The sequence below is a fragment of the Lacinutrix mariniflava genome (genome assembly GCF_001418015.1).
GTDB lineage: Bacteria > Bacteroidota > Bacteroidia > Flavobacteriales > Flavobacteriaceae > Lacinutrix > Lacinutrix mariniflava.
Window position 1 is genome coordinate 264,203 of the sequence record NZ_LIQG01000026.1, and the last position, 16,004, is coordinate 280,206.

Here is a 16,004-nt window from a genome sequence, read left to right on the forward strand (position 1 = left end):
ATATTATCTATAATGTTGGTTGTAATTATAATAAAAAAAGTGGATTGGTTAAGTTAAATTAATTCAAAAAGTCAAAAACTTGCACTTATTTAAGAAGTGCTTTTTTTTATTGCGTTAAGGATAGCAGCGGCATCCTTTTTTTGCTGCCATATATGGCAAAAAAAGATATAGCGTATAGCCTGACCTTTAGGTAACGCCCAAATTATTCTATTCTTCCTCGCCCATATTTGCGTAATCGTAATCTGGATATAGAAAGTGATTATATGGAAAACGTGTGACGTGGATATCTCTAACCTCATCGTAAACACGCTTTTTAAAGTCTTCAAGATTTTCTTTACTTAACGCCGAAATAAATAGTGCGTTGTTTTCTCCTACTCTATTCATCCAGGTTTTTTTCCATTCGGCAAGACTGTAGTGTTCTTCGGTACGCTCGGCAATTAAATCGGTTTCATCGAATGGTTTTGCTTCATAAGCATCAATTTTATTGAATACCATAATAACGGGCTTATCTCCACTATTAATCTCGCCTAAAACTTTGTTTACAGAGGCAATATGATCTTCGAAATTAGGATGCGAAATATCGACTACGTGGAGTAATAAATCTGCTTCGCGCACCTCGTCTAATGTACTCTTGAAACTATCTACTAATTGTGTTGGCAGTTTACGTATAAAACCTACGGTATCACTTAATAAAAATGGCAGGTTTTGGATAACCACCTTTCTAACCGTTGTGTCTAAGGTTGCAAAGAGTTTGTTTTCGGCAAAGACTTTACTTTTACTAATAGTATTCATTAGGGTAGATTTACCAACATTGGTATAACCTACTAAAGCGACACGTACCATTTTACCACGATTACCACGTTGTACAGACATTTGCTTGTCTATTACCTTAATTTTGTCTTTTAGTAAAGAGATTCTATCTCTAACGATACGTCTATCTGTTTCAATTTCTGTTTCACCAGGTCCGCGCATTCCTATTCCACCTTTTTGGCGCTCAAGGTGTGTCCACATTCCTTTTAGTCGTGGTAGTAAATATTCGCATTGTGCCAATTCTACTTGTGTTCTTGCATAACTTGTTTGCGCTCGTTGTGCAAAAATATCGAGAATAAGGTTTGTTCTATCGAGTACTTTACATTCTAGAATTTTACTAATGTTTCGTTCTTGAGAGGCAGATAGCTCGTCATCAAAAATAGCAGTACCAATTTTATTATCGTGAATGTATTGGCGCACTTCGTCCATTTTTCCTGTACCAATATAGGTTTTAGGATTGGGCTGCTCCATTTTTTGGGTGAATCGTTTTTTAACTTCTCCACCTGCTGTGAAGGTTAAAAACTCTAATTCGTCTAAGTATTCTTTAGACTTAACTTCGTCTTGTTGTTTGGTAACTACACCAATTAGCACAGCACTTTCTAAGTCAATATCTTTTTTTTCTAGCATAAATAATTTTAAAAGGTAAAGTTATACCATTTCTAGTTTTAAAGCATCATAAAATAAAATGATGATTCTTTTCTTTATACAAAATAGAGAAATTAAGTGTAGTTATTGCTACAGTTTTTACTTTATATTGAAGTAAACAGCCAAAAAAGGCGTTTTATTATGATTATTTAAGGTAAGATTTGGTATTGCTAATTTTAGGCAGATAAAATTTGCTATTTTTAACGCAATCAAAATTTAAAAAATTTGAAACTAAACTTCTTTAAGTCCAAAGGGAAACAACATACTATCGCTTTTTATAATATTGAAAATCTCTTTGATGTTTATGATGATGAAGTAACAAGAGATCAAGATATGCTTCCAAATGCAGAGAAACGATGGAGCATTAAACGTTATAAAAACAAACTGCGTAAAATTGGGTTTGTTATTTCTAATATTGGGAAAGAGGATGTAAAAAGACATCCTGCCATTATAGGTTTAGCTGAAGTAGAAAATGAAGCTGTTTTAAAAGATTTAGTGGCTTCTAAACATTTAGAGGAACACAAGTATAGTTTTATACATTATAACTCTCCAGACGAGCGCGGAATTGATGTGGCTTTACTTTATGATGAGACGGTATTTAAAGTTGCTTTTTCTAAGACTTATACTGTAGATTTACTAAGCGAAAATGGAGAAGTAGACCATACTAGAGATGTATTATTAGTAAGTGGTTTGTTTGAAGGTTTAGAGTTACATGTAATAGTTAACCATTGGCCATCTAGACGTACTGGTGATATTGAAACGAAGCACAAACGATTAAAAGCATCACAAAAAGTAACAGAGGTTATTAGTTTTTTAAAAGAAAAAAATCCTGATGCTAAAGTTGTTGTTATGGGAGATTTTAATGATGATCCGGATAGTGAAAGTTTAAAGGCTTTAGAATTAAGTCATAGCCTTTTTAACCCAATGCGTACGCTAATTTCTAACGATCGTGGCACTACTAGCTATAACCATAGTTGGAATTTATTCGATCAGTTTTTAATTACTCATAATTTTTTCGAACGTAAGAAAGATACACTTCGTTATGTGAAAGCTAATATTTTTGATGAAGATTACTTAAAAGAATTTGAAGGCAAGTACAAAGGCAGTCCTTACAGAACTTATGTTGGTACCCGTTACAAAGGCGGTTATAGCGATCATTTTCCTGTTTATATGGTTTTACAAAAGAAGTAAAAGCAATTGTTAAGATTGAACACTTTTTAAAATGAATTAGAAGTTATTTGGCCTCTAGTTTTCTAAGTTTATCTTTTAAAACCATTGCTGCACTAGTATAACCTCCTTCTGTACCATCTACAAAATGAACATGTTTTTTATCTCTATCTTCTACATAGCAAGACATTATAGACGCATGCGTAATGTGTAAACCGTATACAATTTCATTGTTTAATTCTATAGTATCTAAAAAATCTTGCAACTCTTTTACTTGTTTATCTGTACCTGTAATGACTGTATTAATAGAACCGTCTAACATAATAGTATCTGACAACTGAGTTACTTTGTACACATACAATTTACCTGCTTTAAAAAACTTAAAATAATAGCCTCCTATTAAAGTTAAAAACCAATTTGTGAGTACACGATTAAATTTATGCTTACCAATTCTAGTATGCATTTCTTTTCTTATTTTCCCTATTGAAGTACTCAATTTTAATTTTAATGAGGTAATTGGATTCCGTTTATTTAAATCTCCAAATATGGAATCTATTTTATTCATTATTCTTCCATACACCTCAGCTTGTTTACTTTCATCTTGACAATCTATAAGTAAGCAAACCACTTTTTCTTGTGATTCTTTTGGGTATATCTCATCCCATCGACATGCCATACCTTCAAGATTTAAAGCAATTTCTTTGGCTTTAAAACTATCTGAAGCCTGAAAGCTTTCCTTTATAAGAGTTTCGGCATATTTTAAGCCATTTCCTAATACAATTGGTGTTGTTAGGTATTTGTTATGTCTTAACTTAGAAATCCTTAAGGTCACATTATTTAAATACACTTTTTCAACTTCTAGATGCCCAACTCTTAAATTTAGTTGGTGTGTGTTTTTTATATGTAAACTATAATCATTTAGTGCTAATAATAAAGGTTGTAAGACTTTATTTGGAACAATAAAAGTTGATCCATCGCCTCCAAAAAAGTATGGAATTCTTAATTTTTTATCTATCCCTTTTAAAGTATTTAAAACGGTAACGATACTTCCTGTTGCACTTAAATTAACATCGTTATGATGCCCATTTGCAACTGCTTGAGTAGAATTTTCAATATCTGTAACTATAATAGACCAATCTTTTGGGACATTTGAAAACAAAGTCTCATCACTTAGTAGTGCTGTTAAAGGCAACTTGTTTTTTGATATTTTTTTATAAAAATTTAAATTATCACTAAGCATATTACTAAATATATCTTTTGATTTATTTTTTTAAAGATACTACAAAAGATGTACCACATTAAATAATAAATGGGCTCACAAAAGTAAGCCCATTTATTGTTTGCATTATTGTAATAATCTATTTTCCTCCCAACATTAACAATTCGTTACATACAACTTCTGTAGTATAACGTTTTATACCATCTTTATCTTCCCAAGACCGCGTTGTTAGTTTTCCATCTATAGCAATTTCCTTTCCTTTAGTTACATACTTCTCGATAACATCTGCTGTTTTTCCCCAAGCTACTATTTGATGCCATTGTGTATCTGTAATTTTTTCGCCTTGTGCATTTTTATAACTCTCGTTCGTAGCTAATGTAAATTTAGCTAATTTCTTTCCAGATTCTAAGTTTACTATTTCTGGATCTTTACCAAGGTTACCAATTAACTGTACTTTGTTTCTTAACGTATTCATAAGATAAGTGTTTTATTATATCGAATTTCATTAGTTCCATTCAACACTGCAAAGATGCAACAGCACACAAATGTTAAACGGTATTTACGCATTTAATGTCGGTTGTAAACATTTGTAGTCGTTTGTAATTGAATAAATTGTATCTTGATAAAAATAAAAATCGGGTATAATACTAGACAAACCATGACTAAAACTTTATTGATATTAATTCTTTTAACTATGTTATTAAGCTGCGGAAAAAAAGCAATAACAGCGTCCGAAAAAAAAGAAATTATTACTGAATTAAATGCAATTCATACAGCTGATCAAAAATACGCAGGAATTCCATCACAAGCATTAAAAGATAAATATGGCCGTGAAAAAGCTTGGGATATATTTGAAAACAAAAGAGACAGTATTGGATTAATAAACCAAGAAAAGATTAAAAATCTGTATAAAAAATATGGCTATTTAGGTTACAAAGAAATTGGCGAAAAAGCATCAAATAATTTTTGGATATCAATTCAACATGCCGACAATGATATCGAGTTTCAACAGCAAATGCTTATCGCATTAAAAAAGCATATTTCTAAAAACAATGGGAGCAAAGTTGAATATGCCATGCTTGAAGATAGAGTAAATGTAAATTTAAACAAAAAACAAAGATTTGGCAGTCAAGTAACTTATAATAAATTTGGACAAGCAATACCAAAAATTGGATTGATTGACACTCTTAATATTGAACAATTAAGAAAAGCGTATGATTTACCAACTTTTCGAGAATATTATAATAAGATGAGTACAAATCATTTCGAAATGAATAAACAAAACATGATAGAAAGAGGAATAACAGAACCTAAATTATATGAATAAAGAGCAACTATAATCGTAGAAAAAACAATAATGACAGTTAATATAGAAACCGAACGTTTATTACTTAGAGAAATACGATTGGAAGATTTAAACGGATTGTTTGAGTCAGATTCTAACCCAAATGTGCATAAATATTTAGGTAATAAACCGATTAAAACTATTGCTGAAGCTACAGGCTATATTGAAAAAATTCAGAAACAATATAAAGAATTAGGCATAGGACGATTTGCTGTTATAGAAAAAACCTCTAATCAATTTATAGGTTGGTCTGGATTAAAATTTAATACAGGAGCCAACGAATCTTTAGGTAATAAAAGAGATTTTTATGATGTTGGCTATAGATTTATAGAACGTTTTTGGAATAAAGGTTACGCAAGCGAATCTGCCATTGCAGCTTTAGAATATGGATTTAACACCTTAAAACTAGACGTTATTGTTGGAGCAGCAGAATCTGGAAACATAGCCTCTAACAAGATTCTTAAAAAAATAGGCTTACAGTATAAAGAACAGTTTCCTTTTGAAAATGAAATGATTAATTGGTACGCATTAAAAAATGAAGATTATGGAAAAACAATGCCCTGAATGTGGTGATAAAATTATTGGCAGAATAGATAAAAAATTCTGTAGTGATGGCTGTAGAAATGCACACAACAATAAAGTTAATAAGGATGGTAAAAACTTAATTCGTAATATCAATAATCGTTTACGAAAGAATTGGCGCATTCTAGAAAGCCTAAATCCAGACCAGAAAACAAAAACAAGTAAAACCAAATTAGATGCAAAAGGATTTGATTTTAACTATTTTACTAGTACTTACACCACAAAAGCCGGAACTGTTTACTACTTTGTTTACGACCAAGGCTATCTTCCGTTAGAAGGTGATTTTTACGCCTTGGTTAAACGACAATAAAAAAAACGTAACATATTATATAAATATGCTACTTATAGGTGTAACCAATTAACCTTTCAACAAAAAAAATGTCTACTCCTTTAATTATTACACTTGCCGTTTTGGGATCTGCGACAATAGCATTTTTGATCTATTATTTCCTTCCGAAAACCATTATCCTTAGACGTTTAAAAAAATTACCTTTTAGTAAAATTGGAAGTTTACAGAACCATAAACATTCTAAAATTGAAGGCATCGCACTAAATATCGAAACACCATTAATTGCCCCTTTAAGTAAGAGAAAGTGTGTTTATTATAAAATGACAATTGAGAAAAAGGTGAAATCTGGAAAAAATTCACATTGGGATACGATTGTTAACGAAGAAATAATTCAAGACTTTTTTGTTGAACAAGCTGGTGAACGTCTAGTTATATTCCCTAAAAAGAAACCAAAAAATTATTACGACTACCTTGTTACAGATAAAACAATTGAGTCTGGTACTTTTAATGATCCTACACCGCAGTTTAAAGCAGTGTTAGATAAATATAATGTCGAGACAGAAGGCTTCTTTGGCTTTAATAAACAATTACGTTACCACGAAGCTATTATTGAGGTTGGTGAACGTATTACCGTTGCTGGTTTTGTAAAATGGGTAGCGTTAGAAAATCCGATTTCAGATTATAACTACTCGAGAGTTGCTTCTTTAATAGCAAAAGGCAAAACAAAAATATTAATAACAGATACTCCTGCGGCTTTAAAACCAAGAAGGCAACGTTAAGGCTTCCAATTCTGTTGCTTTAATTGCATAGCTGCCTTTAAAATATCTTTTTGACTTATTTGACCTACTAATTTTCCATCTTCAACAATAGGAAAACGACGTCTTTTAGAGTCCAAAAACTGTTTAGCTGCATCAAAAACATTAAGATTACCATCTATGGTTTCGACGTTTGTAGCCATATGTTTTTCTATAGAGTTACTTTCCATAGGCATATTATAATATCGACTATCGCTAATTTGCTTAATGCAATCGCCTTCAGAAATAATACCTATCAATTCATTCTTTTCATTTACAACAGGCCCGCCAGATATTCTATGTTTTATTAATGTGTTTACAACATCTTCAACCGACTGTGTGGATTTAAACGTTATTAAGTCTCGCGTCATAAAATCGCTAACTTTAAAATTTTCTTGACTATTATTGTTCTTTTGTTGTGTCTCTTTCCGAGCACCTTGAAAACTCTTTATTCCCATGTTTTATATTTTTTATGATTATGAAGCGATTTAAAGTTACTCATTTTAAGGCACTTATCCTACACCATTAACATAGTTCATAATTTACTACTTCCGTATCAACTAATTAGCGACTCCTACAATGTTAAAAAAGCACTAATTATAACTTCAAAGAAATAACATTATCAAAAACAAAAAAACCAGAGAAATTAATTTCTCTGGTCTAATTTTATAAAACCTTTTTTTAATAAGGTTAGAATAATTATAGTATGTTCTTAGACTTCTATTTAGAAGCTGGTCCTCCACTCATTATTCTAAATTGAGATCTACGGTTTTGCTGGTGCTGCTCTTCACTACAATCAGTACCACAATCTATTGTTAATTCTCTTTCGCCTTTTCCTGCTCCTGAAATTCTTGTAGCATCAATTCCCTTCGAAATCACATACTGTACTGTAGTTTTTGCTCTTCTGTTTGATAAAGAATCGTTATAACGATCTGAACCTCTCGTATCTGTATGTGATGTTGCATAAATAACCATGTTTGGATATTTATTCATCGCTTGAACTAAATTATCCAACTCAAAGGCCGCTTTAGCCGTAATATTAGACTTATCGTAATCAAAATAGATAGGGTTTAATACTACACTCTCTACTTCTATTATTTTCTCAATTGGATCTAATGCTATCTCTACCATTAGCTCTTCTTCGTTACTACCTGATATTGAAAGTTTATTACTCTCATAATCTGCCATAGTAACCTGTAACTCTGTATCTGTATCACATTCTACAATGTATTCAACTTGTCCCTTGGCATTAGTAGTTTTCGTAGACAAAATATTACCTTTACTATCCACTAAAGAAGCTGTTGCTCCTGCTAAAGGTGCTTTTGTATTGTTATCCAATACTGTTGCAATAATCTGTACATCGCAAAGTGGTTCTATTTTCTTAATAGCATAAATATCATCATCGCCTTTTCCTCCTTCACGATTTGAAGACACAAAACCTTCACCCGTTTCCTCATTCATCGAGAATGCAAAATCGTCTCCATTAGAGTTTATAGGTATTCCAACATTTCTAATTGGTGCCATTTTGCCGTCAACCTCTTTAGTATAAAACACATCCATACCTCCAAGTCCTAAATGACCTGTTGATGAGAAATAAAGTGTATTATTATCACTTGAGTATGGAAACATTTCTTGACCTTCCGTATTCACTTTTTGTCCTAAATTTACAGGAGTACCTACTTGCCCATTACCATCTATAGCCGCTTTGTAAATATCATACTTACCAAAACCACCTGGCATGTCACTAGCAAAGTATAATGTTGACCCATCTGTACTTACACTTGGATTTTTTATAGAATAGTTTCTACTGTTTATAGTTAACGCTTCTATATTAGAAAATTCATCTCCACTTACAGAGGCTTGAAACATATGCAATACACTATATTTTGTGTTAGATAATGAATCTTTCTCATAGATGTTTTCATAAAAACTCTCTCTTGAGAAGAATACCGTTTTTCCATCTGGAGAAAATGACATCAATCCTTCATGGTATTTAGTGTTCATTCTATCACCAAGCATCGTTTCTTCTTGATACGATCCGTCTTCTGCTTTTGTAAATGAATACATATCTAAAAAAGGCTGCTCATTCCAACCATAAGTTTTCCTAGAGTTATTTCTTGCTGAAGAAATATATAACTTTCCGTTATTAACCGTACCTCCAAAGTCTGATACCGCTGAATTAATATCCATATTCTGAACATTAAACTTTTTACCTCCTTCTAAAATCTTAGGTAAGTAATCTGGATTAGATAAAAACATAGTAGCTCTATCATCTCCCGGACGCATAGAAGCAAATTTCTTCATTTGCGCATTTGAAGCTTCGTACTTTCCATTTGCTTTTAGCATTTCAGAATACTTAAAGATCATTTCTGGCTCTTGTGAAGTTTCTAAAGCTTTTGAAAACCACTTCTCGGCTTCAACGCTATTATAAATATTGTAATTAGCTTCTGCTAAACGTCCATAGACGTATGCATCTGCTAATCCTTTTTCTATTAGCTTATTATAGTCTTCGATAGCTTCTACAAATTCAAATTTTGCAAAATGCTTATCGGCTTTCTTTGTAGCTGTATTCTGAGCCGTCAAGCTAAAGCTACTTAGAATGACTAGTGTTATAATTAATTTTAAGTGTTTCATCTGGTCGTGTCTTTTGTGTTAGCTTAAGTGGTTTAGAAATAACGTGGTGAACGTGATACTTTTCTTGGCAAATCGATATCGAAGTTTATAAATATCTCGTGTGAGGCATCTGTTACTACGTTTAATTCTGATTGAATAGCATCGTAAGCATAACCAATTCGTAGTGTTGGTGAAACCATAAAATTTACCATACCACTAAAAGAATCGTCTAGTCTATAACCACCTCCTATTTCTACAATATCGTACATGAATAAGTTTAGGTTTACATCGTAACTTACTGGTGCATCAAAAGCAAATTTCATTAAAGCGTGTGGCTTTAATTTAAAATTCTCTGACAAATCGAATACATAACCGGCTGCTGCAAATAAATGCTCAGTCTCAGATCCTATTTTTCTTCCATCACTGTCTAAATGTGTTCCATTTAAAATGTTTGGCATTGAAGCTGATAGATACCAACGATTAGGTTGGTATAAGTACATTCCTGCTCCAACATTGGCTGTTGTTTCATTAACATCTTGTGAGAAAAATGGATCATCAGCATCTATTGTCTCAATACTGGTTAATCCAATATCATGAAATGTAGCTCCCGCTTTTAATCCGAAAGCTAATTTTGTAATACTTCCTACTGGTAAAGTATAAGAGAAATCTACATAAGCATTGGTTTCTCTTACCGGACCTACTTCGTCATTAATTAATGATAATCCTAATCCAACTCTGTTACCTACTGGCGAGTGAATACTTAAGGTACCTGTACTTGGTGAGCCTTCTAGGCCAACCCATTGACTGCGATATAATGCGCCTATGGATACGCTCTCGCTTGATCCTGCATATGCAGGATTGATAACATTCATGTTGTACATGTATTGCGTATACTGCGGATCTTGTTGCGCTTGTACTCCTATAACTACTAGGAATACGATATATAGTATGTTCTTCATCTGTATTATTATTGGTTTCTAGTTGTTTAGATTATTTGTTTTCTCTGTTGATATATACCCAAGCGGCTTTCGTTTTATTGCCTTGGTAATTCATTACATAGTAATAAGTTCCTGTTGGCAACTCATCGCCATCTAAAGATTGACCATACCACTCATTTAAATAATTTGTCTTCTCGTAAACCTTAACTCCATTTCTATTAAATATCGTTAAAACTTGAACATCAAAACTACTTAAATCGAATGTCTCGTTTAATCCATCTCCATTTGGTGATATACCTTGTGGGATAACACAAGTTTCTAACTCTTCTACAAACACATCTTCACTTGCTGTACATCCTGTTTCATTAAACATAACTTCAATAGTATATGTTCCTGATGTAAGTACATTATCTATACTTAAATCCGTTTGACCCGAAACTAACACACCTTCGTTATACCATGCTATAGTAACATCTGCCTCTGTATAATTATCACCTATTGCGGTAACGGTTATTGGAGCTGATGCGTTTGGACACACTTCATAAACTATAGCCGTATCGAAAGATGTTTCTGGGCTGGTTCCAAAAGTTAAATTGAAACTACCATTTTCAGAACAACTTGTAATACCATTTGCTATTCTATAGTATATAGTTGTAGCCATTGATACATAATTTACAGGATCTAAAATAGCGTTTGTTCCATCTATAGCGTCTTGTTCAGTTTCATAATATGTAACTGTTACATCGGTTTGAGAACCACTAATTACAGCATCATTTATTGTTAAGTCATATTCTGACAACCCATCTCCATCATCATCACAGCCTAATATATCTTGAGCTGGATTCGCTATAGGATTCGGGAAGAATTCTACTAAAATTTCGTCAATTACAAAACAAGAAGCGTTAGCATTAAGAACAATTTCAACAATATAATTGTTAGTCTCTGTTACCTCTAAAGTAATTCCATTTTCAGGAACTCCAGCAGCGTCAAGAATTGGTTCTTGTATTCCATTCTCCATAGTGTACCATGTAATTGTTGCATTATCTCCAACTGGAACACCAATATCTAAAAGAACATTATCTCCTTCACAATTAGCGTTACCACCAGTTAATAAGATATCTTCTCCTAAATCTACTTCTCCAATTTCAAAACTACCTGCTTTTAAGAATACCGCAGAATCGTATGCTGTATCACCATCATCAGCAATTACTAATTTAATATGGTATGTTCTATTAGGTACTACTGTAGACATAGCTGTTAGTGGTACTGTTCTACCAATAAAATTTGTTGGATTTGTTAACGCTGGTAAACCACCATTTCCGTAATAGGCATCAAATAATGCTGGATTAGAAGAAGGACAACTTCCATTAAAAGCATCGTCTCTAATTGTAAATACAGATACAGGTGTTGTTGTACCTGGCACAACAGCAATATTAGTAGTTACACCGGTTACCGTATCTGTAAGTAAGAAAGCAAATGCATCTGAGAACCCACATTGAAAAGTTCCGTATTCTTCAGCTGCAAAAATAAATTCGAATGACATATCTTCAATAAATGGTACAAAATCGAACTCTATAATTGAGGCATTGTTAGTTGTTCCTTCATTAATTTCAGCTTCTAAGTCTGCATCACCAGGCCAAGTCGCTGGAAAGCCTCCACCACCATCACTAAGTATTCCAGTTTCTGGTCCAGGAGCATTTAAAGCATTTCCGGTAGTCATTATAATTCCACTTTCAAAAGGAAATCCAGAACCATTTGCTTCAAAATAACCTATTCCAGTGTCTGTACCAAAATCTGATCCAGAAGACGAAGTAACGTTTGAAATTGTAGAACATGGAGAGTTCACTAGAATATCTTCAATCAATTCTGTAACTGTATATTGCGTAACATCTGTTGTAATTGGAGGAGGAATAGAATACACACATAAGTCGAAATTTACATCTTGAAAAGCATCATCGTTAAAAGTAAAGACTCTTATATAGTATGTATTTCCAACGGTTAAGCCATTTGCTATACTTTCGTTAGCAGTACTGCAATATAAATTCGTAAGGTTGTCACAATCTGGTCCTTCATATAATCCATGAGACAAGAAAGTTGTTGGACCTACTATATTACTAAAACTAATAACTTGATCTGCGTTTATTGCTGAAAAAGTATACCATACATCATCATTTGCTGTTCCTGTACATGGATTAGCTTGTGGAGATTCTGTAGCACCGTATAAAGTACCACTTACAAAATTAGTACAGTTACCATCTGCATTTGCAGTAACTGAAATTGCATTACCACAATTATCATTTGCAGGAGGACAAGTTGGGATGTTATAAGTTTGACTAGTAGAAAAACAAGTATCTTGCTCACTACTTACAGTAAAAATAACATCTGTATTTAATGGATATGGTCCAAATTGAGTTACACCAGTTGTTGGTATAACAGACACAAGAGTACCACCTTGATTATCTTGTATTGAAACAGATGTTGCTCCCCCAAAATAAGTTACATCTACATCTATTAAAAATTGATTTCCATTTAAACAATCATCGATTATAGTGTAAGTTGCTGTAGGATCAAAACAAGACGGAGCTTCATCGAAAGTGACATCATCTATTGCGATATCATCGTAAAAGTCACCTGTCGTTTCAGAAAAGATAAATCGCGCTTGAACATCTCCAGTAATTGTTAATCCACTTAAATCTATAAATATTTCTTCCCAACCACTAGTATTTGTGTTATAAGTTCCCATTGGGTTCCATGCTGCTCCATCCCAAACTTCTACGTCTAAAGTAGAGTTGGCATTACCTTCATTATCACTTATTTCATAAAATGAAAGTGTAGGCGCTGCTAAAGGAGAAACATCAACAAAAGGAGTCGTTAAAGTTGAAGGTCCATCGTCTCCTGAAGAATCTACCCAAGCAAAATAATTATTCGTAGCTGTAGAACCAGTTAATGTTCCATCATTACCAATATGATCAATACCTCCATTATCAGCAAATTCCCAATCTTCTCCACCATCCATTGTCCAGCATAAAGGAATTGTTCCTGCATTTTCAAAGCCTTCTGTATATGGTGCTATAAAAGTTGTACATTCTGTTGTAAAGTTAACTGGCCCAACCCAAGTACCTAAATCTGTACCACATACTGTTCTTACATAAGCCTCATAATCTGTTGCAGGTGTTAATCCCATTGCTACATATGGTGCATTGTCTGTAGTTGCCGTACCAGCTACTGTTGGAATACCTGTTCCTGGTGCTTGAATAGAAACTTCCCATCCTGTTTCACTAGCAATTATATCCCAAGTCAAGTTAGCTGTTGTAGCAGTTGAAGAATTAAATACTAAATTAGCTACATCAGGACAGTTAGGTGTTGCTCTAACTTGAAAATTATCTACAAAGGCTTCATTGTCTGCTGCATCATCTACAGTTCCTTCAGATCCTAAAATTCCAAATTGAACAGTTTGACCAGAGTAAGCCGTTAAATCGTATACAGGATGTAAACCTGTTACAGGAAAAACTGTAGTAGAATCCCATGTTTCTAATATTGTCCAGGTTGCACCTAGATCTGTTGAAATTAAAATTTGTACTATATCATCTGACCCTAAAATCCCTGGAACAGTAGTACTACCAAAATCCATAACACCTAAATCAAACTCTGCTTGAAATGGACCTCCTGTTAAATCAAATAAAGGAGATAATAACCAGTCACTTTTTGTTGCTAACCATAAATTAATACTGTAAGCACCTTGAAATCCATTATTTAAGAATCCATCTTGATTCCATGATCCTGCTCCAATATCACCAGGACCAGTAGTGGCATCTCCACTATCTGCTTCATCCCAACAATCTGCAGGAATTGTTGCAAAATCCTCCAAGTAATCAGGAATAAATGCAGCACATTCTGTTGTAAAGTTTAATGGTCCAATCCAATCACTAAATTCTGATCCACAATTAGATCTCACATAAAATTCGTAATCAGTTATTGGCGTTAATGTAGAAGCCTGATATGTAGGAGTAGTATTAACTGCTATTCCAGCTCCTGTAGGAGCTCCAGTTCCTTGAGTTTGTACAACTACTTCCCAATCTGTTTCCATTCCATTAGAAACCCAAGATAAGTTAGCTTCAGTAGCACTTACACTATCTAAAACTAAATTAGAAGGGTTAACACAAGATGGTAACTCATCAAAAGTAACATCATCTATAGCTATATCATCACTAAAATCACCAGGCACTAATTCTGAGAAAATAAATCTAGCTTGAACATCTCCTGTAATAGTTAGTGTACTTATATTGATTGTGCGTTGTTCCCAACCACTAGTATTTGTATTATATGTTGCCATTAAATTCCATGCAGCACCATCCCAAACTTCTACGTCTAATTGTGAGTTAGCATCACCTTCATTATCACTAATCTCGTAAAAAGTTATTGCTGGAGTAGTTAAACCCGAAACATCTATTAAAGGCGTAGTTAAATTCGCAGCCGCCTCTGTCCCTGACGAATCTACCCATGCAAAATAACCATTAGTAGCAGTAGAACCTGTTAGTGTACCATTGGTACCTATATGATCGAAACCTCCATTATCGGCAAATTCCCAAATCTCACCACCATCCATTGTCCAACATAAAGGAATAGTTCCTGCATTTTCAAAACCTTCTGTATAAGGAGCAACAAATGTTGTACATTCTGTTGCAAAATTTATTGGCCCAACCCAATCGCTAAACTCACCTCCACAATCTGATCTCACATAAGCTTCGTAGTCTGTTGCTGGCGTTAAACCCATTTCAACATGAGGGTTGTTTGTTGTTGCTGTACCTGCTGCCGATGGCAACCCAGTCCCTGGAGCTTGTACTACTATTTCCCAAGCTGTCACAGGACCTGCTGTCCAAGATAAACTAGCATCAGTTGCAGTTGTGCTAACAAGAGTTAAATCTGTAGGTGCTGGACATGTTACTTCAAACACGCTTATATCATCAAAAGAAACACCCTCTTCAGCAAAAGATGTATCTGAACCAAAAGCAAAACGTAACTGAACGCTAGCTTGTCCTTCTAAACCTGTTAATGCATGACTAGCTGTAACCCAGCCACCACCACTTCCTGTCCAACCTTCTTGTTGGCCTCCAGGATTTCCGCCTATTGAATCATCAGTAAACCAATTACCTGAATCTCCAAAGGCTCCAACATTAATCCATGTTGTACCTCCATCTATTGACGATTGTAAAACTGTACCATCCCAACTGTTTTCTGACTCCCACCATATACTTAAAGAAATAGCTGGCGCAGCTAAAGCTGAAAAGTCAAAAACAGGACTTGTAACCGTAGAGTTATCAGAATTATTATAATCTCCTGTTAAATTCGTAGTCCATGAGTTCACTCCTGAGGCCGCACTATTAATAATAGTTGCTGCGGGAGTTCCTAAAGTCCATGTTCCATTCGTTGCATTATCTGCAATCCATCCACCATCACCTGCTTCAAAATCTTCAGAGTATGGATAGGTTGTAATTTGCGCATTTATTGATAAACTTAAAAAAAGTAAAATCAACAATAAAGTAGTTTTTTTCATTTTATGGCTAGTGTTAGATGTTTAGTGCAAAATTGAACGTTAAATATA

General features: G+C 33.7%; 12 protein-coding genes. 5 read left to right on the forward strand and 7 right to left on the reverse strand.

The features are described 5' to 3' along the window. Positions 1-207 precede the first annotated feature (207 nt). On the reverse strand, positions 208-1,437 hold the full coding sequence (gene hflX / locus ASC44_RS08190) for a GTPase HflX (protein WP_055447115.1): 1,230 nt from the start codon (positions 1,435-1,437) through the stop codon (positions 208-210). 243 nt (positions 1,438-1,680) lie between these two features. Between hflX and ASC44_RS08195 the strand changes: the two genes are divergently transcribed. Beyond that, on the forward strand, positions 1,681-2,646 hold the full coding sequence (locus ASC44_RS08195; RefSeq protein ID WP_055447116.1) for an endonuclease/exonuclease/phosphatase family protein: 966 nt from the start codon (positions 1,681-1,683) through the stop codon (positions 2,644-2,646). A gap of 43 nt (positions 2,647-2,689) precedes the next feature. Here ASC44_RS08195 and ASC44_RS08200 read toward each other — a convergent pair whose 3' ends face one another. Then, a complete protein-coding gene (locus ASC44_RS08200) occupies positions 2,690-3,862 on the reverse strand; it encodes a DUF3095 domain-containing protein (protein WP_055447117.1) in 1,173 nt (390 codons plus the stop codon). A 118-nt stretch (positions 3,863-3,980) separates the two neighbouring features. Continuing rightward, a complete protein-coding gene (locus ASC44_RS08205) occupies positions 3,981-4,316 on the reverse strand; it encodes a single-stranded DNA-binding protein (RefSeq protein ID WP_055447118.1) in 336 nt (111 codons plus the stop codon). A gap of 183 nt (positions 4,317-4,499) precedes the next feature. On the opposite strand from ASC44_RS08205, the gene ASC44_RS08210 reads away from it, so the two are divergent. The 4 genes from ASC44_RS08210 to ASC44_RS08225 all read left to right on the forward strand — a co-directional run bounded on the left by ASC44_RS08210 (position 4,500) and on the right by ASC44_RS08225 (position 6,836). Beyond that, positions 4,500-5,168, forward strand: a complete 669-nt coding sequence (locus ASC44_RS08210; RefSeq protein WP_152973296.1) for a DUF6624 domain-containing protein — start codon at positions 4,500-4,502, stop codon at positions 5,166-5,168. Positions 5,169-5,198: 30 nt separating this feature from the next. Then, positions 5,199-5,750, forward strand: coding sequence for a GNAT family N-acetyltransferase (locus ASC44_RS08215; protein ID WP_055447120.1), 552 nt, complete (start codon positions 5,199-5,201; stop codon positions 5,748-5,750). Further along, positions 5,731-6,078 carry a hypothetical protein gene (locus tag ASC44_RS08220; protein WP_055447937.1) on the forward strand — a complete coding sequence of 116 codons (348 nt, stop codon included), beginning with the start codon at positions 5,731-5,733 and terminating at the stop codon, positions 6,076-6,078. Before ASC44_RS08215 ends, ASC44_RS08220 begins: the two co-directional genes overlap by 20 nt. A gap of 68 nt (positions 6,079-6,146) precedes the next feature. After that, positions 6,147-6,836, forward strand: a complete 690-nt coding sequence (locus ASC44_RS08225; RefSeq protein ID WP_055447121.1) for a hypothetical protein — start codon at positions 6,147-6,149, stop codon at positions 6,834-6,836. Here ASC44_RS08225 and ASC44_RS08230 read toward each other — a convergent pair. From ASC44_RS08230 to ASC44_RS08245, 4 genes are all read right to left on the reverse strand, one after another. Beyond that, positions 6,833-7,309, reverse strand: coding sequence for a CBS domain-containing protein (locus ASC44_RS08230; protein WP_055447122.1), 477 nt, complete (start codon positions 7,307-7,309; stop codon positions 6,833-6,835). The two genes, ASC44_RS08225 and ASC44_RS08230, sit on opposite strands and share 4 nt — an antisense overlap. 262 nt (positions 7,310-7,571) lie before the next feature. Continuing rightward, entirely contained in the window at positions 7,572-9,485 is a 1,914-nt protein-coding gene (locus ASC44_RS08235; protein ID WP_055447123.1) for an OmpA family protein, read from the reverse strand. A 32-nt stretch (positions 9,486-9,517) separates the two neighbouring features. Beyond that, positions 9,518-10,423 (reverse strand): PorP/SprF family type IX secretion system membrane protein, encoded by a 906-nt coding sequence (locus ASC44_RS08240; RefSeq protein ID WP_055447124.1) that lies wholly within the window; start codon positions 10,421-10,423, stop codon positions 9,518-9,520. A 31-nt stretch (positions 10,424-10,454) separates the two neighbouring features. Then, entirely contained in the window at positions 10,455-15,956 is a 5,502-nt protein-coding gene (locus tag ASC44_RS08245) for a choice-of-anchor L domain-containing protein (RefSeq protein WP_055447125.1), read from the reverse strand. Between the last annotated feature and the right edge of the window lie 48 nt (positions 15,957-16,004).